This window comes from Metabacillus sp. Hm71 (assembly GCF_051842955.2).
Taxonomy (GTDB): Bacteria; Bacillota; Bacilli; order Bacillales; family Bacillaceae; genus Metabacillus.
In genome coordinates this window covers 1,997,771-2,022,647 of record NZ_CM200278.1, presented here as the reverse complement: position 1 = coordinate 2,022,647, position 24,877 = coordinate 1,997,771, and the positions used below count along the sequence as shown (strand labels likewise).

The following is a 24,877-nucleotide window of genomic DNA, read 5'->3' as shown; positions in this document are numbered from 1 at the left end:
TATTGATTATACACTATGTACATACAAATTTAAAATGGTCTTTCAATTGAATGGTAAAAAAGATGTTTGTTCTATTATTCCATCAACTCATGTTTTAATTTCCTTTCTAATTCCTTCAGCAAATGCTCTCCAGTAACGATTTTATCACCTCCGCCTTGGGCAAAGGATTCGTTTCCTCCTCCTTTCCCATTGATCATTGGCAGTACTTTTTTAACTAATTGGTTCATATTTAATGCTTGATTACTTGAACATACAAGTTGCAATTTGCTTTCATTTTCCGCAACAAATAAGACAACACTCGCATTATTTTTCGCTGTTATCATTCTTGCTAATGGCTGTATTTCAGAAATTGGACGATTTTTAAATATTGATTTTATGATTATACGATCGCCATGTCTGTCTGCCATTTCAATCAGCCTGATTGCTTCATACTCCATAAGCTGGGATGTTAGCTCATCTACTTCCTTTTCTAAACTTTTTGAGTACTGTAAAAGCCGGTCTGCAGCTTCCTTCATTTGTTCTTGCGGGGCATTTAATATGGAGGTTAATCCTTGGATAATCCTTTGTTTTTCACGAAGCTGCTTTAACACTCTGTTTCCGCAGACAAAATGAACACGAATATTTTTCTTTTGTTTCTCCCAATTCAAAATGCTAATTGAGCTCACCTGCCCGGTTGAAGCAGGATGTGTTCCGCCACAGCCGTTATAATCAAAATCAGGTATAATGACAAGACGGATATTGTCTAATACGGATAACTCTTTTCTTAGTGAATACTTGGAAAGCTCTTCATCTGTCACCCATTTCGTTTCAATTGGCCGATTTTCTATGATAATTTGATTGGCCATTTCCTCCGCTGTTCTTGCCTCATGATCAGTAAGATTTGTAATCTCAAGATCAATCGTACAGATCTCATTCCCTAAATGAAAGCTTACTGTTTTATAGCCATGCAGATTCTCAAAAGCAGCAGATAAAATATGTTGTCCAGCGTGCTGCTGCATATGATCAAAACGGCGCTCCCAATTTAATTCACCAATGAGATCACCAAGGCTATTTAATGGCACTTCGATAAAATGCCGAATTTCTCCATCAATTTCCTCTATGTCAAGGACATTTACACCGTTAATTGTTCCAGTGTCATGAGGTTGTCCGCCCCCGGTTGGGTAAAAAGCAGTTTTGTCTAATACAACATAATAGCGTCCCTTCTGATCCATATCCTGCTTTAAAAGCTTGGTCGTAAAAGAACGCATATATGGGTCTTGATAGTATAATTTTTCGGTTGCCATTTCTCCACTCACCTTTATACATCATTTTTATCTTTACTATAGCATAATGATATAACGATGGTTTACTCACCAATATTGTTTTCAAACCATTCCTGAAGTTCTTTTACAGATGTAAAGCTAAATATCTCTTCTCCATTTTGACCATTGTCAAAGCCTGTATTTCCTCTTAACGTAATTTGTCCTTCCGTATCTGAAATCAGGATTGCATAAGGATGATCAATATTGATAAATCTACCATCCAGATCGGTATCAAGCCAGCTTTTGCTTTTTAAAAATTCGTGACAATTCTTCATGTTTTACCTCCTCACTTTCTTATATTGTTTCTTTTACATAAAAAAACATGTGCTGTAAAACAGTTCATAAAGCGCAGCTTCGATCAGGATAAAACCTGCATGTAACAGATAAACTAAGGGTAAGGAGGGATGGTTTCATGGCAAGAAGAAGAAATAATATACTTGTACCTGAAGCAAAAGAAGGGGTCGATCAATTAAAGGCAAAAGTCGCTAACACTGAAAGACCTGAGGATGCAAAGTTTGAAGTGGCCAAAGAAGTAGGTGTTCCCCTGCAGGATGGCTATAACGGAGGCTTAACCTCCAGAGAAGCAGGGAAAATTGGCGGAAACCTCGGCGGAAATATGGTTAGAGAAATGGTGAAGATGGCTGAGCAGCAATTAAAAAACCAACAATAAAAAGAATCAATGTTTTAAACGGGGACAGAGCTGACGAATGAATGTCGTCAGCCCTGCTTATTAACGTATTATGAAGCTTTGTTTTTATTATAAATATCAAAGGCAACAGCTGCTAATAATACCAGCCCTTTAATTCCTTGCTGCCAGTCGATACCTAATCCTAGCAGGGACATACCGTTATTCATGATCCCCATTACTAGGCCGCCGATGATTGCTCCCGGAACAGTACCGATTCCGCCATATGCAGAGGCACCCCCGATAAAGCAAGCGGCAATCGCATCTAATTCAAACAGATTACCAGCCTTAGGTGTTGCTGCATTTAAACGCGCTGCAAATAACAAGCCTGATAATGCTGAAAGAACTCCCATATTGACAAAGACCCAAAAGGTCATGCGTTTTGTTTTGATCCCAGATAATTGTGCTGCTTTTTCATTACCACCAATCGCATACACATGGCGGCCTGCTTTTGTTTTATTTGTTACAAAAGTATAAATCACAATCAATACTGCAAGGATGATTAAAATATTCGGAATTCCTTCATATGAAGCCAACACATACGTAAAGATATTCAGCAACGCGATCATGCCGATTAGTTTTATAATAAACATGCCGTTTGATTCAACATCAAAGTTGTATTTTAGCTGTGAGCGTCTATTTTTCACCTGCGTGAAAATAATAATAACCGATAAAACAAGGCCAATGATCATCGTTAATAGATGAAGGGATCCGCCGCTCGATACATCAGGGATAAAACCTGAGCTTATTTTTTGGAATGATTCAGGGAATGGCGCAATTGATTTCCCCTCTAGTACGATCATTGTTAATCCTCTAAATAAAAGCATTCCTGCTAAGGTTACGATAAACGCCGGAATTTTTACATATGCAACCCAAAATCCCTGCCAAGCTCCGATAATGGCACCTACTAATAACGAGATAATAACAGCTAAGAATGTTGGCATTTCATAGTTTACCATCAAGATTGCCGAGATCGCTCCAACAAATGCTGCCACCGAACCAACAGACAGATCAATATGGCCGGTAATAATAACTAATACCATTCCTATTGCTAAAACAAGGATATAACTATTTTGCAAAATAAGATTTGTAATATTTAAGGGTTGTAATAACAGACCATTTGTTAAAATTTGAAACAGCACCATAATAAAGATCAGAGCAATGACCATGCTATATTGCCGCATATTATTTTGTATCATTGATTTGAATGCTGATTCTTTTTTCAAGGTTGTTTGATTGTTTTGTATCTGTGTTTGCATAATGAACTACCTCCTTACCTTACTTTTGGTCATGTACGTCATTAGTTTTTCTTGATTCGCTTCTTCCCTTGTTACCTCACCAGTGATGCTGCCTTCATTCATAACATAAATACGGTCACACATTCCAAGCAGCTCTGGAAGCTCTGAAGAAATAATAAGGATGCCTTTACCATCCATCGCTAGGTCATTAATAATCGAGTAAATTTCATATTTTGCCCCAACATCTATCCCGCGGGTCGGCTCATCAAGAATTAAAATATCAGGCTCTGAGAAAATCCATTTGCTTAAAACAATTTTTTGTTGATTTCCGCCGCTTAAATTGCCTGCTTTTTGAAAGATGCTAGGTGTTTTAATTCTTAATTTTTTCCGGTATTCTTCCGCAACGATCATTTCTTTGTTTTTATCCAATACCGCTTGCTTTGATATTTTTTCTAGGCTTGCCAGGGTAATATTTTGTTTAATGTCATCCATTAAAATGAGACCGTTTCCTTTTCTGTCCTCGGAAACATAGGCCATTCCATGGTCGATTGCTGTTTTGACATCATGAAATTGAACCTCTTGTCCATCTTTAATGATTTGTCCGCTTATTTTTTTGCCATAGGATTTTCCAAAAATACTCATCGCAAGCTCCGTGCGGCCAGCACCCATCAAACCGGCAATCCCCACAATTTCACCTTTGCGGATATGAAGATTCACATCGTCAATTACTTTGCGATCTGCATGCAATGGGTGATACACATTCCAATTTTTTATCTCAAAGAAGGTCTTGCCAATATTAGGTGTTCGATCTGGATATCGGTTTGTCAGATCCCTTCCGACCATCCCTTTAATAATGCGATCTTCTGTTACATTGTCTTTTTTCATATCAAGCGTTTCGATTGTTTGGCCATCTCGTAAAATCGTAATGGAATCGGCAACTTTTTCTATCTCATTTAATTTATGAGAGATGATAATTGCAGACATTCCTTGTTTTTTAAATTCTAATAATAAATTTAATAAGTTTTCACTATCGTCTTCATTTAAGGAAGCAGTCGGTTCATCTAAAATTAAAAGCTTAACTTTTTTTGATAGCGCTTTAGCAATTTCGACTAATTGCTGCTTTCCAACACCAATATCATCAACCTTTGTATTAGGTGATTCATTAAGACCTACCTTTTGAAGCAGCTCTTTCGTCTTGATTTTGGTTAGATTCCAATTGATAACACCATTGTTTGCTATTTCGTTGCCCAGAAAGATATTTTCAGCAATTGATAATTCCGGTATAAGCGCAAGCTCCTGGTGAATGATGACAATCCCTAGTTCTTCACTTTGCTTAATATCCTTAAAGCTGCAAACTTGACCATTAAACAAAATGTCTCCCGAATAGGAGCCAAATGGGTATACCCCGCTAAGCACCTTCATTAGCGTAGATTTTCCTGCCCCATTTTCACCGCATAAGGCATGGATTTCTCCTTCTTTCACCTTTAAGTTAACGTTTTCAAGAGCTTTTACACCTGGAAATTCCTTCGTTATCTTTCGCATTTCTAGTATGATGTTTGACATTTTTCACACACCTACATTCGTCGTTTTTACTAGAATTCTAGAAATTCCATCATTATTGTCCAAGCTGTTCCTTCGTATAGTAACCGCTGTCAACCAAGACAGATTCATAGTTTGTTATATCAACAGAAACTGGATTCAATAAAAAGGCTGGTACGATTTTCTTGCCGTTATTGTACGTCTTCGTATCATTAACTTCAGCTTTTTCTCCATTTAATAAGGCATCCGCCATTTCAACAGCCTTTTTAGCCAGCTCGCGTGTATCCTTAAATACAGTTTGTGTTTGTCGTTTATTAATAATCGATTTGATCGAAGCAAGCTCAGCATCCTGGCCAGTGATGACAGGCATCGGTTTATCTTCACTTCCATAACCTACACCTCTTAATGAGGAAATGATTCCAATACTTATCCCATCATATGGAGAAAGAACAGCATCCACTCTCTCTGAGGAATAATAAGCGCTTAAGAGATTATCCATTCTTGATTGTGCCAGGGCTCCATCCCATCTAAGTGTGGCACCTTGGTTAAACTTTGTTTGGTTGCTTCGAACAACTAGCTTTCCAGATTCAATATATGGCTCAAGGATTGACATCGCCCCATCGAAAAAGAAGTAAGCATTATTATCATCTGGTGATCCTGCAAATATCTCAATATTAAACGGACCTTCCTTTTCCTTCAGCCCTAACTTTTCTTCAATATATGTTCCTTGTAAAACCCCTACCTTGAAGTTATCAAAGGTTGCATAGTAATCGACATATTTACTATGCTGGATTAAACGGTCATATGAGATAACCTTTATCCCTCGTTTATGTGCTCTCTCTAGAACACTGGTTAAGCCTGAACGGTCATCAATTGGTGCGATAACTAACACATCAACACCTTTTGTTATCATATTTTCAATTTGTGCTGTTTGGTTTTCAATGATATCTTCTGCATATTGTAAATCTGTTTTATATCCCAGCTCCTCAAAAAGCTTTTTCATATTTTGGCCATCATTCACCCATCTTTCTGATGATTTTGTTGGCATTGATATCCCGATAAACCCTTTAGACTCTCCACTTGTTTCTTTGACGCCACATCCGGTCAAAGCAACTACCAGTACGATTAAAAGAAAAAGTGTAAACGATTTCCTTTTCATCTAGTTGTCCCCCTTTCTTATTTCTCACATGGCCAATTCAATTAAGGAATTAGTACTAAAAATATAACATTATAAAAAATAACCGTCTTTTTAATAAAACAACTATTTTTATAAAAATTTAACTTTATTTAAACCGCTTACAAATAAAAGCGGAAGCGCCTTGCTCAGCGACGTAGAAAAAAGAGCACTCCGTATGAGATAAAGGAAACACGAAGAGCGTAAGCGATTCGATGTTGACTTACGCATGCGAGGAGGGGGAAGTTCATTAGTCGCTAGGCGCTTGAGCTAGACACTGAAACTACGTTCAAAATTTATCCTTTTATATTTTTAAAAAGCGGAAGCGCCTAGTTCAATATTTGTTTTTCTGCCTGTTACATAAATCAAAACGAAAAAAAGGTCTGCCCCTCAATCACAATGTAGAGAGCTTTGAACTCTTAACATCATGGGTTGGAGAGGGACAGACCTTTTCAACTATTCTACTAATATTCATTTGGAACTTTCTTCTTTGCAGAAACATTCATAGAGATTAAATGTCTCTTATACAATGCTGCAATCCCATTAAGTACACCTTCTGGCAATTTCTTCGGAAAAAGAGGATGGCGATAAAAGCGGTAATAGGCATTTTTCAAGTCTCGCCACTGGGTGCAATTCTTTATTTGTTTAAATCTTGCCACATCAATCATTTTAATATGATCGTCAGGAGTGATAATGATATTCCGCAGGTGGATATCCGATGGATTCAGCCCCGCTTGTCTAACTAAATCCAATATATGATCCACTTCCTTAATATGACGCTCTTTAATAACGATTCCTTTCGTTAAACAAGAAAATAAGGTATTTCCTTTTATAAAATCCATCGTGATAAAATTTTCTCCCGTTTCATAAACAGCAGGAAAATAGGGAATATGCGGGATCTTCTGATAAATCTCTATTTCTTCCTTCGCAATATGAGTAAACTGTGGCGGAAAAACTTTTATCACCTTTTCAGAATCTTTTATTTTGAAAACACAGGCACTTCTGCCTGTTCCAATTAGTTTTAGATCCTGATGGTGCTGTTTTATATAAATTTTTCCTTTATTCATCTCAAACACAATACTTTTTGCATAATCATAACTAGTCATTTATACTACTCCTTTCAGGAGAATAAATCGTACCATAATTTTTAATAGATAGTCAGCTTACTAGAAGAATATAAAAAAGACCTCACCAAAAAAAGTGGTAAAGGTCTCGCAAACAACGATTGTTGCCAACAAAGCCGAGGTAAGTAAAACCCGTATTGACGACTTTCCTGTAGAGCTACTCCCCTTTAAAAGGAATCGAAAATGAAGTTATCATTATTATAATTTTTATTCAAATTGTGGTCAATTAATAACTATCATTCCAGTTTTTCTACCTAATAGATAAAAACTTTTTAATAAAGTAAAAAGTTCGGTATCAATACCATTAGTAATGGTTTTACTGGGTTAAAATTAGGATTAATTACCATAAAATATAGGGATCAATAAAAAATGATTTAATGAATGACAACTGTTGAAGTTTCTGTAGCGGATCAACAAAAGACAAAATCTTTTTGGACAGAAAAGACCTCTCAAAACCAAAAGGACAGCCCCTCGAACACAAAATTATGTTGAGGGAGACCCCTTTTTTATATATTTTCCACAAGTCCTTTTCGATATTTAATCGGGGATACGCCCATCACCTTTTTAAAAGCAGTACTAAAATAGTGCTGAGTATCATAGCCAACTTGCTCTGAGATCTCTACAATTGGCAGATCTGTAGAATTTAATAGCTGGATCGCTTTTTTAATTCTCAAATTAGTTACCAGACTTACAAAAGACATACCAAGCTCCTGTTTTATTACTCGACTTAAATAAACAGGTGATACTTGTAATGTTTGTGCGACAGTTTCCAATGTAATGGAAGGCTCTGTGTAATTCGCTTCGATAAATTGCCTTGCTCGTCGTACAACAGGAGAGATAACTGATTCTTGATCAACAGCATCTTTGCAAAGTCTATACACCTCAGGAATCGATTCTAAGCTGCCATCAATTGTTTCTACGTACAAATGAACAATCATTTTTAGACAATCTTTAATTGTTTCTTCCACTCTTTTAACCAAAGTGTCAGAAACTTCTTCCCATACAATTAAGTTGATCCGTCCAGTTTCGTCCCGAAATACGACAGGAATATAAGGTTCAAGTATTTCAACGACAATATTTTCAATTGAAAAGAACAACATTTGCTTGTCTTTATCGTTTAATAACGGCTTATTCGCGTAGTATTCTGGGCTTTGCATGATGGCAAATAACGTTGGAACTTTTAAAGGCAGCTCCAGAAATTCCAATTGCTTTACAATCTCTGTTTCTTTCAAACGTCCTTCCACCCATTCTCGACAAAATCCTTCCCTTAATATAGAAAGATTTTTTGTTATTTGGTTGGAAGCCATTTTTAAATATTCATCCTGCTTTACTGTCTTTTCAAGCTCTTTTCGTACACCATCTAATACTTGTTTTAATTGATCAGGATCAGCCGGCTTTAAAATGTAGTCTGTGACATTTAATCTTACAGCTTCTTGTGCATAAGAGAATTCGTCATGTCCAGTAATAATCACTATTTTACAATGTGGCAGCTTTTCACGTAGTTCCTTTATTAAGGTAATTCCATTCATAATCGGCATATTTAAATCTGCTAAAAGAATATCAACAGAGTGCTCCAATGCCAGTTCTAACGCTTCCTCTCCGTCTTCGGCTTCAGCTTTTACTTCCATTTGAAGTGATGACCAATCCACAGAGTCCCGGATCCCTTCACGAATGACTGGCTCATCATCAGCAATTAATACTTTCCAAACGGTTTTGTTCATCGCGTTCCCCCCTTTTAACTTTTTACACTCATTCTTTGAATTGGCAGATGAATCATGACAACGGTTCCTTCACCTAGTATGCTGTCAATTGTTAGGCCATATTGGTCTCCGTATGTTAACTTTATTCTCGCTTGGACATTCATCATTCCATAACCAAAATCTACTCGTTTTCCCTTTTCCTCTTTTACCGTATAGAGGCTGTCCATTTTTTCTCTTAATGCTTCAAGTTTATCTGATGGGATACCTTTGCCGTCATCCGTTACCTTTAAAACTAATTGGTCTTGTTCTTCTTTTGCATGGATATGAATATGTCCAGGTCCTTTTCTTTCTTTTATACCGTGATAGATGGCATTTTCCACAATCGGCTGGAGAACAAGCTTTAGAATTGTGACATCATGGATTTCGGGTTCAAGCTTGATTGAATAGTTGAGTTTATCGCGATATCTCGCTTTTTGAATGCTTAAATAGCTTTGGATATGGGTAATTTCTTCCGTCAATAGGATAATGTCATTACCTTTACTCAGGCCAATCCGAAATAATCTTGATAATGAGGCAACAACCTCTGAAACATCATCCGCACCGCGTTTTCGTGCCATCCAACTGATTGTGTCCAATGTATTATAAAGAAAATGCGGCTTGATATGTGCTTGAAGACTCCTAAGCTCAGCTTCTCTTTTTTGACGTTCTTGCTGTTCAGTAAGTGAAATCAAATCATTTACTTTTACAATCATATGGTTAAAGCTTCTGCCAAGCATCCCAATTTCGTCTTTTCGATCACCCTTATAACGGATCGAGAGATTTCCTGATTCTACCTTTCTCATAAATGACATCAGCTGAACAATTGGCTTGGACATTGAGTTAGAAAGATAGTAAGAAGCCGTGATCCCAAATATACAAACAAAAAAGACAAACGATATAACATATAAATGAATCGTTTTTACTTCAATAATGGATTCATCAGTGGAAAAAATGCCCACTGTCGTCCAATTCGTAAACGGCTGTTTTTGATAAATAAACTGCAACGTGTTCCCTTCCACTTCCTCAGAAAAATAACCGGAATCATCGCTGTTAAGTAACCGCTTAGGAATTTCCTTTACTAATGGATTTGCCGGCGAATAAATTTCTTCGCCATTTTCATCAATAACCATTAAATATCCATATTTCCCCAACCTTACATTCTTTGTCGCCTCAGCAATGACTCGCAATTTTAAATCAATTAATACAACACCTTTCACCTCTTGTGTTTCAGGTTCAATGATGGCACGGACAACCGTAACGACTTCACTATTTTTATAATTAACATGACTGGTAATGGAGCGATTAGCAGGATGGCCAATAATTTTAAAAATTCCCTCATTTTGAACAGCTTCCTTATACCAAGATTCTTCAGTTAAATTCTGATTATATCTTGAGTAAAGCTCATTACTTATATAATTTCCGTGGCTATTAACGACTAAAATCCCAGCAACTTCGGGATATAACGTTGAAAGCCCTTGCATGAATTGACGAATTGAGTATACCTCATCCTCTGTTTGATTGGTAGTTGGTTGTTTCTGAGAAAGGAATGTATTTATTTCTGGGTCCATTGAAAGCAAGTAACTAATATTCTGCATATTGCTTGCATAGGACTCCAATGTTTTATTCACTTGTCCGATTAACTGCAGTGTATGCTGTGTTGCCTGGTTGTCGATGATTCGCTCAACTGTATAACCAGTTAATAAACCGAGACCCATGGAAGGCAGGATACTGATTAATAGCAAGAGCGTAATAATTTTATAGCGTATAGGAAAATTATTTAATTTAAAGACTGGTTTCTTCATCATACTTCAACTCTCGTCCTCTTGAAGTTTTTAGTCTGCATAATACTCTTCAATATTCTCTTTTGTAACAACCGAAATTCCTGTATCGACATATTCAGGTAAAATCGCAGAATGCTCTCCTTGCTGTGTGGGTGATAATGAAGAAGTCCCATGATTATGCTGGAAAAGGAACTGCATGGACCAATATCCCATATTCCAGGTGCCTTGAGCCAGTGTGGCCGAAATAGCTCCTTCCTTTATTTTATCAAGTGTTCGTTTATCAGTATCAAAACTAATAATTTTAATTTGTTGTTCCTTATTTAATGATTGTGTAGCTTGGGCAATGCCCACACCGCCATTTGCTTCTGTTGTAAAAATCCCTTGAATATCTGGATGTTCCTTAATAATGTCTAGTGCTGCTTGTTCTGAACGCAGTTGGTCACCTTTTCCATCTTTTATTTCCACGACCTCCATTCCAGGATAGGCTTCCTCTATCGTCTCAACAAAACCATCTGTTCTTTCCTGATGATTCAACTGATCCGGAAGTGTGATAACCGCTACTTTTCCTTTACGATTCAATAAATCAGCCATTTTATGAGCTCCAGTCTCGCCCGCAACATAATTATTTGTTCCTAAAAAGGATAGTGCCTTGCTTGAAGGAGCATCAGAATCAAACAAAACAACAGGAATTCCTGCTTCAATCGCTTTATTAATCGTTGTGTTTAATTCATAAGGATTTATTGCAGAAATCGCAATTCCTGCCGGTTTTTTGGCAATGACTTGCTCCAAAACAGTAATTTGTTCATGGGAATCATACTGGGTTGCTCCACGGTATTCAACTGATACATTCAACTCATTGGCCGCATCCTCAAATCCTTTAATGGCACTTTTCCAATAATCAATCCCTGCTAAAAACGTGACCATTACATATTTTTCGCCAATATCTCCTTGTAATTGCTCTTCATTTTTTCCAAAAGGATATAAATAGGATTCCTTTAAGTAATAGTTATATAGATAAATGGAAAAGATCGAAAATAAAATGACATAGACAATGAAAAGCTTTTTCACATGTCATCACCTCTAATGAAAAATTGTAAAGAAGGACTAAAATGCTAGTATGTTTATCTATTATACACATGTACGTACAATCTGCATATTAAAAATTATGCATTTTTTATTATTGTACACAAATATCATATGAATCATTTCACAACCACAAAAAACCTCTCCCATTTTACTAGGAAAGGCTTTGATCTCCAACCTTATTTCGTTGAGTTATCAAGATTATCCAAACTATTCTTTCATCCGTTATTTATGATAAATAAATCTTTCACCTGGAACCATCATATGGAATTTCTGTACTGGATAATGATGAAAGAGATAGTCAACAAAATAAGCAGGATTATCTCTGTTTTTTGGAAACATATCAAAATGAATCGGGATGACAAGGTCTGCTCCAACAGCTGCAGAAAAGTCAGCTGCCTCACGGAAACTCATATTGCCGATAATTCCTCTAGATGTCCGGAAATAATCGCCGCCATTAATAGGCAGGAACGCAACATCCGGATTAAACGCTTTCACCTTTTCGACAAGCAATGGAGTGACGACTGTGTCACCGCTATGATATAGTTTGACGCCGTTTACCTCAATGAAATAACCTAAGAAAGCGTGATCATTATTTTCGTCTACATCATATTCTGTATGTGCTGCCGGTACCGGCGTAATGGAAAAACCTTTAATTGTAAAGGGCTCATCCGCTTTAGCTAAGTGAAGTTTCATTTGTTCCACTTCCTTATATACAGAAGCTTCACAAGGTGCCGGGACAATTAAACACGTCTGTTCTGTCACCTGATCAAGTTCCTTTAATGTTGCTAAATCAAGATGGTCACCATGATCATGTGTAACAAGAACACCATCAATATTTTTTAACAATGCTGGCTCTATTACTGGGGGAAATGCTCTTTTAAATTCTGATTGTTGATCTGCTTCTTCAATAATTGCTGTTAAGTATGGGTCAATACAAATCCACCCATCTTGCTTATCCCCTTTTATTAACACACCTGCCTGTCCCAGGCTCCAAAATGCAATAGTATGATCCATTAGCTTTGTTTCAAAAACCTCTTTCAATAAAGCTTTACCACTTTTATAAAGCTTTTGCACGATGATCCACATCCTTCTTCTTATATGTACTCCTTACTAAAAGAGTAGATTGATAAGATGTAAGTGTCAACCTATCTTTTATAATGATTATGTAAAATAGGTTTGAATAAATGTGCCTACATTCAATCGATGCGGGAAGGTCGTGTATACAGAGTTGTAATCTTTTTACTCGCACTTTGCCGACATTTATCGCTTCTTACCTTTTATTACAGACATATCGACCCAATAAGGGGCTATCCTAAGACAGCCTTTGCTTTTTCTTACATATCACTTCAAACAAGACAGCCAAACCAATCCCCCCGCCGCTTCCAATCGCGGCTAAAACATAGTTACAATTGTTTCTTCTTTGCACCTCATAAAACAACCGGGTAATCAGCATTGCACCTGATGCACCATATGGATGTCCAATCGCTAAAGCACCGCCGTGGACATTCAGCTTGCTATACGGAATGGATAAGGCCTTTGAACAGGCGACAACCTTTGCAGCAAAAGGCTCATTTAATTCAACTAAATCAATTTCTGCAATTGTTAGGTTATTTCGATTGAGTAATTGTTGAATGGCTGGGACAGGGCCAATTCCAGGATAATCTGGGTGAACTCCACATACTACACTATCAAGATAGCGCAGTACAGGCTGCAGACCCATTTCCATTGCTAGCCCTTCTTCCATAACTAATGCTACACAAGCACCATCATTAATACCACAGCTGTTAGCAGCTGTAACCGTTCCATTCTCTTTATTAAAAACAGGTCTCGCACGCCTTACTAGTTTCTCAATGTTACGCTCTTTCAAAAATTCCTCATCCTGATTATATTCGTTTACAGCAAGGATTTCTTGCGAAAACAGTGAATGTTTAAACGCATGTATACTTCGTTCATAGCTTAATAGCGTATATTCATCCTGGAGTTTCCTAGTAATACCATATTTGCTGGCTACATTTTCTGCGGCAGCTCCCATGTCGGGATCACCTATTTTATCAGGAGAAAATCGTGCTCTTGATTGAAATGGAGATGTACTCGTACTTTCTACACCACCCGCAATATATCCATTACCTGCTCCCGCTTGAATAAGACAGCAGGCTAGCCGGATTGCATCTAATCCAGCACTGCATTGCCGATCAAGCGTCAAACCAGGTATGCTTATTGGGAGCTCTGCTTCTAATGCAGCTAAACGCGCTACATTGCCCCCTGGTCCAACCACATTTCCAATGATCACATCATCAAGTTTATTTTGAGACATTCTTGCTGCATGTTTAAGAAGGGGGGAAAGTAATTCATCTGCTCCAAACTGCTTAAGCATCCCATCCTTCCTGCCAATCGGAGTTCGTTTCGCTTCTACGATGACCGCTTTGTTAATCATCTTGCACCTTCCTCTCCAACATCTCGATTATTTTAGGACGTGCAATTTTACCACTTGTCGTAAGCGGAATTTCATTAAGGAAATACCATTTACGTGGAATCTTATAGGCTGCTAATTTCATTTTACATAGCTTTCTTAATTCCGCTTTTGTGGCACTTCCTTGGATCACGGCTGAAACAACCTGTCCCCAATAGGGATCAGAAGTTCCGACTACAGCTGCAGCATCTACATCAGGGTGTGAAGCCAGTACAGTCTCAACCTCCTCAGCGTATATATTTATTCCTCCGTATAAAATCATGTTTTTTTCTCGTCCAATTATATATAAAAAGCCCTCGGCATCAACATATCCCATATCATCAACGGTCATCCAGCCATCTTCAGTCTGAATAGGTTGAATGCATGACATACCGGCCTGAAGATAACCACTAAACAGCATTTTACTTCTTACATAGATTTTTCCAATTTCATTTTTTTCTGCAACCACCCCAGTTGATGTACGTATTTGAATTTCTACGTTATGACAAGGCTTTCCGACTGAACCTGGTTTTCGCTTACTGTCATCATCTGGTAAGACCGTCACAAAGCTTAGCTCACTCGCACCATAAAATTCATACATATACGAATTTGGGAACATTTCCATAATCCTCTGTTTTGTGATCTCCTCCCACTTTGCACCAGAAGAGATGATTTTTAGTTGCTTATTCGACTGACATCCTTCCTTTAGAAAAGCTTCCAGCATGGTAGGAACAACATATATAACAGTAATCGGCTTTGTTTCGATAAATTCTAGCGATTGTACAGGTGAAAACTTACTAAGTAAATAGACAGAGCCGCCAAAATATAAGGTACTAATTGCACCAAATAAAAAATGAGAGTGGATCAGTGAGCCTGGTATTAGTACATGATCATTCTTATTGATGTGAAAATCAAACTGAGTGCAAGCAAAGCTTTGTACCCATGATTCATGAGAGCGAATAAATGCTTTCGGCTCACCTGTTGATCCTGAGGTAAACCCCATATAAAAGGGCATTTCTCTCTTTATTTCTGTTTCACGATGAAGCGGCATTCTATTTATCTCAACTAAACATTCCTCCCATACCATGACATTTAGATCTAGTTCCTTTAGCTTTTCGAATTGATCTTTCATTGTAATAATGATGGATGGCTGAGAGAGTATAATACGTTTCTTGATTTCTGCTGTTGTCCATTTTATATCGAACGGGACAATCACTAATCCGGCCTCTGATGCAGCTGAAAATAGCTGTAAAAAAGGCAAGCCATTTTGCATAAAAACCCCTACAATGTTATTTGCTCTCTGCAGTGATGCAAGCCAATTAGCTGTTTGACAAATAAGCTGATACCAATTCTGGTAACTGAGGCTTTCATCCGCTGTTTGAATCGCTATCTTATCCGGAAAATGTCTTGCATGCATTTCATAAGTAGCAGTGATTGACATCTTTCTACTCCTTTCTAAATATGAAAAAAGTGAGACATTAAAGTGTCTCACTAGATTTAGCTAGTTTCCTTGAAATGATCGGGGATTTCCGTAATTGGTAGACCAAATAGGAAGCAATGATTGCCTTCAAAACATCGCCAGGAATATAGACAAGGCTTAGTTTTATTGCTTGGAAAAGTGATATTTCCATTATAAATGCTTGTACAGGTATGCCTATAAAATAAATCAATAAAATCCCTACTGTAAGATTAATAAATAAAATCGATTGTAATGACTTTGCCTTAAATTTAGTGAGCAAATAGCCAATGATAAACGCTGTTAAAGGATAGGCAAGCAAGTATCCGGCACTAGGTCCAAAGAAAACACCAATTCCACCGCGTCCTCCTGAAAGAAGCGGCATTCCTGCAGCAACGAGCAATAAAAATAAGATTTGACTAAAAGCTCCTAATCTAGCACCAAGCACTCCTCCAGAAAGTAAGACTCCTAATGTCTGAAGGGTAATTGGAACTGGTGTAAACGTGAGCATAATTGGCGGAACAAGTCCTAACGCACCCATTACGGCTGTGAATAACGCTATGTATGTCATTTCCTGTACTTTCATTTTAGACCTCCAATCCATTTTTCGCAAAACAAGTTTCTAGTTTATTTTATTAGCAAAAATAAATATATGTCAACGATATTTTACTTTAAGTTAACATATAAGTTGAGGTCTAAAAATTTTTTGTAAAAGGAAAAGGCTATATCCAAAGGGTCAGTCCCTTGAAACAGCCTTCCTCAAATAATTGTTTTTCATTCCGATAGTGTTTTCTCGGCCGTGATCGAATAAAGAGCATTTGAAACTACTCCATACTCGCTTGCATGTGGGCGATCTTCTCCGTCACTATACCCGTAATCAAACATTCGGTTTCGATTAAGTGTTAATTTCGTAAATGTCGGACGCAGCAAGTCAAACAGCTCAAAGCGTTCCTTTAAGTGTGGGAATCTTTGCTGATACGAAATGATTTCATCGCGGACAATCTCCCAAAAGCGGTGTTCGCTAAATGCTTCTTTTTCTTCAAGCAGACTGCTTAAATAACGGAAGTGGCATATAAATAAGCCCGTAAAAATAAATTGTGTCAACCCTTCTGGCGGCTCACTGCGTAACACGCTTTTCAGGTCCTTTGAAAGAACGGAAAGCTCTTGCAGCGGTTGATCACTAATATTAACATCATCAACAAAATCCTTCATAATGGTACGTTCAGGTATATAATCTTTCAGAACAAGCACCGTGTTTTGACCATGAGGTGAAAAGACGGTTCCATATTGGTACATGTAGTGAAGCAATGGCGGCAGAATCGCTTTTACTAATTTTCCCACCCATTCTTCGACCGTCAATCCGGATTTTTCAATAAGCTTTGAGACAAATGGCGTTCCCTCATGATCGACATGAACTAATGCTGCAAGGGTGATAGCTCGCTCTTGGCTCGTTAATTGATTATAAATACTCTCCCTCCAGACAACGCCAAGTAATTCAAGATATTGATATGGTGCACCTTTAACATTCTTGAATACCGGTTGATCAACATTCATCGTTGCTACTTCACCTAATAACCCCAAGCGGCATTCATCCTTTAAAAACGGGTCATTGTCGAGAATGTTTTTCATAAATGCTGTTACTTCAGGTGCAATAACCGTTCGCTCGCCTGGTAATCCGCGATAGACAAGTGTGTTTAAAATGCTCATCGGCAATTTCACATGAAACTTTTCTTTGTTTTTGACATTCACAAAGGTTCTGATCGATTGCTGCGGCAAGTAAAGATCATCGGCTTCTCCTAACGGAATCATCTCGTTTTTCGCTATCTCTGCGGCAAACATTGTGACAATTGAATGATTCCATTGCCATAGATGAATTGGCATAAAATAATAATCCTCAGGCTGAAGATTCAGCGCTTTTATACGATTGTTGAACTGAATGCGAGCATCCTCTGCCAGTTCCTGCTCAATCACCTTGTGATAATTCAGTTCTTCCACAGAATGAAAGGTTGCCAAATTTTTATGTACGGCAATCCAGGATAATTGCACCGGCTTCTTTTGCTCTGGAGCAAATTGTGTATAATCATTGTAGCCAAACCCAATCCGGCCTTTATTATAGGTAATCCACGGATGACCTGTCATTTCTCCTTCAAGCTCTGCATAATCAAGCTCAACCAGCTCTTCAGATAGTTTTGAACGTTCCTGTATATGTGTGTCTGCAACCAATGTGTGCAAATACTCTCGGACTAAATGGCCTGCCGTTGATCCCGACATTTTCCCCTCGCCTTGGATACTGATTAAAAGCGAAAGTGATAAGGGGATATGCTCTTCAAATGGGATCACTACAATCGAATCTGAGATTACAGAAATACTGTCAAATAGCCGTTTTTTTGCTTGAAATCGATAAACCCTTCCACTGCTATCTTTCCATTCATATTGCCCAACTCCATTTTGTTCAGTTATTAGCTGGGGGCTAATAATTTCTTCATAAATAAATTCTTGAAGCATTTTTGCGATCAACTGCTGATCAGCTAGTTTCCAATTTTCCTTTGTTAGCATGGTTAATGGTGTATCACAAATTTTCACGATATCCAACTCCTTTTCGTTATTAGCTACATTCCAAATTGCTGAAATACATTATGCTGATAGGTTTTATACACGGTTTTTCCAGCAAGCTGATTGATGATTTTTGCACTTCGGAATGCGCCCAGCCCTAAATCTGGTGCACCAACACCATGTGTATGAAGCTCACCGTTCTGAACAAAAACCTGATTACCGGTGCTATTCTTCGTCTGAAGCTTATAGTCTTCTTCGACCATTAATTGTCCATTATCATCCCATTCCAGCAAATCCTCAATCCCTTTTAAACATTTAGGTATATACGGCTGATACCCTGTAGCAAGGATGACAATATCACTCTCTGTTTGCTTGGCTGCTTCTTGTTCAATCTGATAGAGTGATAGACGCAAAATATCCTCCCACTCTTCGATTGCAACAAGCTCAGTTAACGCCTGCAGATGTACGTTTGGTTTACTAGCGCCAATCGATCTTTCATACAATAGATCATAAATATCAGCAATGGTTGAAAAGCTAATCCCTTTATAAAGCAATGCCTGATTTTTAAGAACTGCTCTCTTCTTTTCTGCAGGCAAATGGTAAAAGTATTTTGTATAATCCGGTGAGAAGTGCTCTAATCCCAGCTTAGAATACTCCATTGGATAAAACCCTTTTGACCTTGTATACCATGACAATCGATAGTCATGATCAGGCTGTCTTGAGAGTAAATCATAAAATATTTCCGCAGCACTCTGTCCCGAACCAATAATGGTCACTGACTTAGCTTGCATGGCATCTTTACGTCTTGTTAAATAATGTGAAGAATGAAAAATGCGGTCACTAAATTCGGAAAATTTTTCAGGTATATACGGTTTCGTACCAATGCCTATAACAATATGCTTTGTATTATATATTTTTTTAACACCTTGACTCACAGAATGGACCGTCACCCGATAATGGCCTTCGTCAGTTTTTTCAATCATTTCTACCTCATGATCAAACTGAAGCTGCGACAGCTGTTCAGCAACCCACTGGCAATAATGATTGTACTCATTGCGCGGGATATGGAATCTTTCTAAAAAATAAAACTGATATAAACGCTTATGCTCATGCAAATAATTTAAGTAGCTAAATCGGCTCGTTGGGTCAACCATCGTGACCGCATCAGCCATAAATGGCACTTGTAAAGTCGTCCCTTCAATCAGCATGCCTGGATGCCAATCAAATCGCGGTTTTTTATCAAAAAACATTGCTTTACATTGCGTTTTTTCAAGCAATGCCGCTAATCCAAGATTAAAAGGACCGATCCCTACGCCAATGACATCTAAAATTTGTTTTGCTGCCAATCGGCCCATCTCCTTTCAAAATTTTCTCGTTCACAGAACATCAATAGCCCTGTTTTATCAGGAAGCTCTACCTCCTTTATTGGGATAAAACCGCATTTTTTAAAGACATGAATCATTTTTTCATTACGAATATCCGGTTCTGCTATTACTTTATTTGTTTGTGAAACTTGAAATTTATGAAATAAAATCGTTAGCAGCAAAGGATAAATAAACCCTTTCCCCAGATAGTCCTTATTTCCAATGAGCAGGTGAATCCCCTGGTCAAATGGTTCAAACTGATAACATGTTCCAATAATATCTCCATCCACCCAATACGACTCCCAATAGCTAACAGGTACTCCATTAATCTCGCCGATCAATAGAGTTTGATGATGATCATTTAAAAAATTTTGTAAATGGAGCTTATATGCTTCTAACGAAATATTCAGCTTCCAATAGGGTATGACATGCTTTTCATGCATCCATGAATGCAGTAAGGTGACATCCTCGTTATAGCTTACATGGCGGAAAGAGATCTTCTTTTTTGTAATAGGATCATCATGCTTAAATGGGTATGCCGGTTTTGCTTTTAGTTTAGACACCATGCAGCTCACCTACAATATTGAATAACGGATTGTGTACCCTAGTGTATACAGATTGTGTTTCAAGGGAGCCGACAAGTTCGTCCATATCATGAATTCTAGTCAACAGATTGGCTTTGCACGGCAAGGTTTCCTCGTTTACTAAAGAGTTCAATAAATTCGTCGAATCGCCATAATCTTTCTGCAAATCATGTAATTCATCCTTAAGCAGTTGCAATAATCGATCTTCATCAATCAAACGATTGACGCCAAACGCATTAATGAGCCCGAACAAGTGGTTAAAAAAGAAATAATAGCGAAAACGTTCTTCTGCAACATCATCAGCACATATGGTGTTGCTCTTTTCATTTAAGTCCGGGAGCACCTTTCTTAATTCCTCTGCTTTTGATTCCATGAAATAATAGCCCTGGTTATCCCGGTAGTAAAATGCTGCTGGGTACCCCTTTTCATCGAATGTTACAAGTGAATTTTGCTGATGTGCTTCAAGGGCAATTCCATATGTAGCATACATCCAATAAAGCGGACGCAGACTAATGGTTAAATAGCGGCGAAACCATTCTTCACACACATCTGTGACTGCCTTTTGCTCCTTATCAGCTAAACCATGAATAAGGTTTGCAAGATGGGATAGACCTCCATTTATATGGTCCTGACATAAACCGGCAAGCAAAGTTGTTCTTGCTCCCTCGTTTTGCTGAAATGGATTTTCACGAATGACCACTTCAAAGCCGGATTCTTCTGTGTCAAGCTTAACTGTGATATAAGCAGGATCTTGAACAATTTGAAAGTTAGGATGAAGAGCTGTTAGTTTATCCTTAAGCACCAGCCCTAATATACGGCTAACCTCCACTCCGCGATCAAGCTCCTTTCGTTTATTGATCCGCAGTGAATTGGTGATTTTCACTGGTATCGAAAACTTATACATATAGTCAGCATCTTGATGGTAAACAGTACGCACCGATGACGTAGGGTAATAGCTTCTGCCATGTGGACCAAGATAGGTTAGCTTGCCGGCTTGAATTAGCTCACAAACCGCTTCTTTTCCCAATAGCTTTCTTGCCTGTAAAGGATGAACAGGGATCAAGGAATAGCCATCCTCTTGGCAATACTTCTCTTTAAAAGATCCAGAAACAAAAGGATCTTTCTTTAATTCTTCCTTGATAAGAGCTGTAGCTGTTTTGGAAAGGATCGAGTCCTCTTCCACAATGTCATTTACTGCCTGAAAATAATGTAGCTTAAACGATCCTTTTCGTTCAGGAGCAAAGATATGCTCCTCCTCATCATCAATTCCTTGCCTGCTTTTCGGGGTTGGATGAACTTGATGCCCAATTAAAAGGGACTGTTCAGCTTGCAAAAAATTCTTTTCAGCTTGATAGCATTCCTCATAATCCTCATTACGGTGTAAAAGGATGCCCTTCATATTTTGATAGCTTAAGATCGTTCGTAATATTAGCTCTTCGGAATCAACAGGCTTTTCAGCTGCTGCAGCTAAATCCTTTTGCAAATAGATAACTAATGTTAAGTAATCCAGCTGCTTAACATTATCCATTTTCCATTGATAATACATAAATGGTGAAAATAAATGCCGTCCTGTGATAGAGTAATAGCGAACGGGCACGTATAATGTAACTGACTGACTTTTCAAGGGAATCACAAATACATGCTTGCATTCCGGGTCAGCTAATGGAAAAGTGATGTCTGCAGCCTCCTTCAGCACACCTTTATCCGTTTCCTTTATGTAACAATTAATCAGATTTTGCATGGTAAGATGATTAGAAATGAACGGAATATTCATTGCTTCTCTCTCCTTTCTTTTCTGTTATGATGTCACCTATCTTTTTTATGTTTTCAATCTGAATCTCCATGTTGCGGAGTGTATTTAATGGATTCAACATCGTAAATTTCAAATATACTTTGCCATTTTGCCTTGTTTTAGCCATGATCAGCTTGCCGCTTTCGTAAAAATAACGCTGAAGCTCAAGATTGACTTCATCAACAAAGAGCTGATTTTCTGCATGCCGATCAGGAAGATAACGAAATAGGACAGCGTTTATGACCGGTTCATTCAGGACCTCAAATTGTGAACTGCACTGCAATAGCTCAGCAGTGTCCTTCGCAAGCTGAATAGTAGAGTCAATCATCTCGCCAAACACATCGGTTCCAATAAGCTTAAAGGTCATTAAGACCTTTAGCGCATCAAATCGTTTTGTCGTTTGTACGCTTTTCTCAACAAGGTTGATAATGCCGTCCTTCCGATCCTCTTCAGGGTTTAAATAATCAGCATGAAAGGCAATATGATGAAAATACTTACGATCCTTAACAAAAAATGCCCCACAGCTAATCGATTGGTAATAAAGCTTATGAAAATCAATAGTGATGGAATCTGCTTCCGATAAATCATGAAGCAAATCTCGATATTGATGGGAAAACAGCAAAGCCCCTCCATAAGCTGCGTCAACATGGAGCCATAAATGATTATCATGTGCCATCTTTGCTAGCTCCGTTAGATAATCGATACTTCCAAAGTCGGTCGTTCCCGCTGTAGCAACAATCATAAATGGAATAAGATCTTGCTCATGCAATTCAGCCACCTTTTTTTGGGCATCCTTTAGGCAAATCTGGTGATTTTCAGTGGATCTAACCTTGACGACTGAGTTGATGCCAAGTCCCAGTTGTGCCGCAGATTGCTGGACAGTGAAATGGGCATGCTCTGAACAAAGAATCCGTAATCTGCCTGCGTTGGCAGGAAGACCATGCTCCCCGACATTTATCGAAAAATGCCTTTGACAAGCGTGGTTCCGTGCAAGCAAAAGTCCCATATAATTAGACTGTGTCCCACCGCTGGTAAATACGCCATCAGCATTCTCCCCATACCCGATTTTGTGGATGAAATACTGAAGAACCTCTTCTTCAACATATGTAGCTGAAGGACTCTGGTCCCATGAATCCATTGATTGATTTAACGTGCTTATCAGAACCTCAGCAGCGATTGAGGGTAAAAGCGGCGGACAATGAAGATGTGCCATCGCTGAAGGATTGGAAATCCATAGAGAGTTTCTTACGACCGTCTTTTTGATTTCGTTCATTACTGCATCTGTCTCTTGGCCGCCAGCAGTAATGTTTGTTATCTCCTTCACCTTTGCTTCGATATCTTTTCGTGTTGCACCCGAATACGGATTAGTCGCTCTGTAATTTTCTTCTATAAGTAATTTTACGGTCTTATCCATTAATTCCATAAACGACTTCTGACTTTCCTCGCTGGAATTTAGGAACCACTGCTGAACCTTATTTTTCATTTCCTTCACCTTCTATCGCAATCCAAAGTGGTCTTCTGCGCTTTTAATTGCTTCGTAGAACCGCTGTAGGACATCGTCGATTTGCTCCTTTGTGATAATTAGCGGCGGTAGCAATCGAATCACTGTACTGAATCTGCCGCCAACCTCTAAAATGAGTCCTCTGTTAAAGCATTCTTGTTGAATTTTACTAGCCAGCTCAGGAAATGCCGGGTAGCTTCCAAGATGATTGGCTGTTTTTGCAGGGTTAATGATTTCGATACCAAGCATCAAGCCGCGCCCTCTAATCTCTCCTATAGAAGACATACTCTTTTGTATCGAATGCAATTGCTGCTTTAGATAGGCTCCAATTTCATCTACCTTATTTGTTAATTGATTTTCCTTTATATACTTTAATGTTGCTTTCCCTGTTGCCATTGCCATTTGATTGCCTCTGAAGGTTCCAATATGTGCACCAGGCTCCCATTGATCGAGACGGCGATCATAGATCATAACTGAGAGCGGGAGACTGCCGCCAATCGCTTTTGATAAAACAAGGACATCTGGTTCAATTCCCGCATGCTCGAATGCAAACATTTTTCCAGTACGGCCAATTCCTGTTTGGACCTCATCTATGATTAAAGGTATATTTCGTTCTTTTGTGATCCTGCGCAGTTCTTTTAACCACTCAATTGGTGCGGGTATCGAGCCACCTTCACCCTGTACGACTTCGACAATAATTCCAGCAGGACGAACGATTCCGCTTTCCGGATCATCTAATAAATTCTCAATATATGTACTGCTGACTTTATGACCATCCTTTCCAATTCCAAAAGGACAGCGGTATTCATATGGATATGGCAGAAAATGCGTATCCGGGACAAGAGCGTGAATCTTTTGTTTAGGACTTAATGTTCCGCTAATACTTAAGGTCCCATGTGTGGATCCATGGTAGCCTCCTTGGAACGCTAAAATCGCCCGATTCCCAGTTGCTGTTTTTACCAGCTTTAACGCTGCTTCGATTGCATCTCCGCCTGTAGGACCGCAGAATTGAATTTTTGCTTTTTCTGCAAAAGACTTTGGCAGTGCTTCAAACACCTCGTTAACAAATGCTTCTTTAACCGGAGTTGTTAAATCAAGGGTGTGCAATGGCAAGTATGATTCGAGGACTTCCTCAATTGCTTCCCTGACTACGGCATGATTATGGCCAAGAGCTAACGTCCCTGCTCCTGCTAAACAATCAATGTAGATTTTGCCATCCATATCTGTTACATAAACACCCTCTGCTCGTTTTATGGCCAATGGTAATCTTCTTGGATATGATCTTGCATTTGATTCTCTTATTTCCTGCATAGTCAATAATGTTTGATTGTCCATTGATGTCGTCAACACTGCTTCCATCATGTTCCACTCCTTTTTTATGATTCGAAATTTATAATTGATAATGATTTTCATTTTCTTTTACAACGAACATCTTAAATGATAATGATTATCATAGTCAATTGTTGTTTGCAATTTTAATGATATATACCTAAAATAAAATCTCTTTGTTT

20 protein-coding genes are annotated in these 24,877 nt (G+C 38.3%); 1 reads left to right on the top strand and 19 read right to left on the bottom strand.

The genetic code is table 11. The features are described from left to right. Positions 1-74: 74 nt before the first annotated feature. Complete coding sequence (locus tag ACSVDH_RS09500; RefSeq protein ID WP_439249239.1) at positions 75-1,283, bottom strand: alanyl-tRNA editing protein; 1,209 nt, start codon at positions 1,281-1,283, stop codon at positions 75-77. Between the two features lie 62 nt (positions 1,284-1,345). Then, entirely contained in the window at positions 1,346-1,576 is a 231-nt protein-coding gene (locus tag ACSVDH_RS09495) for a hypothetical protein (protein ID WP_299089411.1), read from the bottom strand. Between the two features lie 137 nt (positions 1,577-1,713). On the opposite strand from ACSVDH_RS09495, the gene ACSVDH_RS09490 reads away from it, so the two are divergent. Next, on the top strand, positions 1,714-1,971 hold the full coding sequence (locus ACSVDH_RS09490) for an alpha/beta-type small acid-soluble spore protein (RefSeq protein ID WP_439249238.1): 258 nt from the start codon (positions 1,714-1,716) through the stop codon (positions 1,969-1,971). A gap of 68 nt (positions 1,972-2,039) precedes the next feature. Here the strand turns inward: ACSVDH_RS09490 and mmsB are convergent, their stop codons facing one another. From mmsB to ACSVDH_RS09405, 17 genes are all read right to left on the bottom strand, one after another. Then, the gene (mmsB, locus tag ACSVDH_RS09485; RefSeq protein WP_439249785.1) at positions 2,040-3,185 is read right to left on the bottom strand and encodes a multiple monosaccharide ABC transporter permease; all 1,146 of its coding nucleotides are present in this window, start codon (positions 3,183-3,185) and stop codon (positions 2,040-2,042) included. A 66-nt stretch (positions 3,186-3,251) separates the two neighbouring features. Beyond that, positions 3,252-4,787, bottom strand: a complete 1,536-nt coding sequence (gene mmsA, locus ACSVDH_RS09480) for a multiple monosaccharide ABC transporter ATP-binding protein (protein WP_439249237.1) — start codon at positions 4,785-4,787, stop codon at positions 3,252-3,254. Between the two features lie 52 nt (positions 4,788-4,839). Then, entirely contained in the window at positions 4,840-5,922 is a 1,083-nt protein-coding gene (gene chvE / locus ACSVDH_RS09475) for a multiple monosaccharide ABC transporter substrate-binding protein (protein ID WP_299089415.1), read from the bottom strand. Between the two features lie 479 nt (positions 5,923-6,401). After that, positions 6,402-7,043 (bottom strand): protein kinase family protein, encoded by a 642-nt coding sequence (locus tag ACSVDH_RS09470; RefSeq protein WP_439249236.1) that lies wholly within the window; start codon positions 7,041-7,043, stop codon positions 6,402-6,404. Between the two features lie 524 nt (positions 7,044-7,567). Continuing rightward, on the bottom strand, positions 7,568-8,782 hold the full coding sequence (locus ACSVDH_RS09465) for a response regulator transcription factor (RefSeq protein ID WP_439249235.1): 1,215 nt from the start codon (positions 8,780-8,782) through the stop codon (positions 7,568-7,570). A 14-nt stretch (positions 8,783-8,796) separates the two neighbouring features. Beyond that, positions 8,797-10,605: a cache domain-containing sensor histidine kinase gene (locus ACSVDH_RS09460; RefSeq protein WP_439249234.1), complete on the bottom strand. Its 1,809-nt coding sequence runs from the start codon at positions 10,603-10,605 to the stop codon at positions 8,797-8,799. Positions 10,606-10,632: 27 nt separating this feature from the next. Continuing rightward, on the bottom strand, positions 10,633-11,649 hold the full coding sequence (locus ACSVDH_RS09455; RefSeq protein WP_439249233.1) for a substrate-binding domain-containing protein: 1,017 nt from the start codon (positions 11,647-11,649) through the stop codon (positions 10,633-10,635). Positions 11,650-11,889: 240 nt separating this feature from the next. Then, a complete protein-coding gene (locus ACSVDH_RS09450) occupies positions 11,890-12,741 on the bottom strand; it encodes an MBL fold metallo-hydrolase (RefSeq protein ID WP_439249232.1) in 852 nt (283 codons plus the stop codon). Between the two features lie 238 nt (positions 12,742-12,979). Beyond that, entirely contained in the window at positions 12,980-14,098 is a 1,119-nt protein-coding gene (locus ACSVDH_RS09445; protein ID WP_439249784.1) for an acetyl-CoA C-acyltransferase, read from the bottom strand. Continuing rightward, positions 14,094-15,557, bottom strand: coding sequence for an AMP-binding protein (locus tag ACSVDH_RS09440; protein ID WP_439249231.1), 1,464 nt, complete (start codon positions 15,555-15,557; stop codon positions 14,094-14,096). Before ACSVDH_RS09440 ends, ACSVDH_RS09445 begins: the two co-directional genes overlap by 5 nt. Positions 15,558-15,594: 37 nt before the next feature. Continuing rightward, positions 15,595-16,158, bottom strand: a complete 564-nt coding sequence (locus ACSVDH_RS09435; protein WP_299089422.1) for a biotin transporter BioY — start codon at positions 16,156-16,158, stop codon at positions 15,595-15,597. 188 nt (positions 16,159-16,346) lie between these two features. Beyond that, positions 16,347-18,128 carry an IucA/IucC family protein gene (locus ACSVDH_RS09430; protein ID WP_439249783.1) on the bottom strand — a complete coding sequence of 594 codons (1,782 nt, stop codon included), beginning with the start codon at positions 18,126-18,128 and terminating at the stop codon, positions 16,347-16,349. 53 nt (positions 18,129-18,181) lie between these two features. Then, positions 18,182-19,480 carry a lysine N(6)-hydroxylase/L-ornithine N(5)-oxygenase family protein gene (locus ACSVDH_RS09425; RefSeq protein WP_439249229.1) on the bottom strand — a complete coding sequence of 433 codons (1,299 nt, stop codon included), beginning with the start codon at positions 19,478-19,480 and terminating at the stop codon, positions 18,182-18,184. Continuing rightward, positions 19,450-20,052, bottom strand: coding sequence for a GNAT family N-acetyltransferase (locus ACSVDH_RS09420; RefSeq protein WP_439249227.1), 603 nt, complete (start codon positions 20,050-20,052; stop codon positions 19,450-19,452). The genes ACSVDH_RS09425 and ACSVDH_RS09420 overlap by 31 nt, the downstream gene beginning before the upstream one ends. Beyond that, entirely contained in the window at positions 20,045-21,847 is a 1,803-nt protein-coding gene (locus ACSVDH_RS09415) for an IucA/IucC family protein (protein ID WP_439249226.1), read from the bottom strand. Before ACSVDH_RS09415 ends, ACSVDH_RS09420 begins: the two co-directional genes overlap by 8 nt. Then, positions 21,825-23,348 (bottom strand): pyridoxal phosphate-dependent decarboxylase family protein, encoded by a 1,524-nt coding sequence (locus tag ACSVDH_RS09410; RefSeq protein ID WP_439249224.1) that lies wholly within the window; start codon positions 23,346-23,348, stop codon positions 21,825-21,827. Before ACSVDH_RS09410 ends, ACSVDH_RS09415 begins: the two co-directional genes overlap by 23 nt. A gap of 12 nt (positions 23,349-23,360) precedes the next feature. Further along, entirely contained in the window at positions 23,361-24,725 is a 1,365-nt protein-coding gene (locus ACSVDH_RS09405) for an aspartate aminotransferase family protein (RefSeq protein ID WP_439249223.1), read from the bottom strand. Positions 24,726-24,877 lie beyond the last annotated feature (152 nt).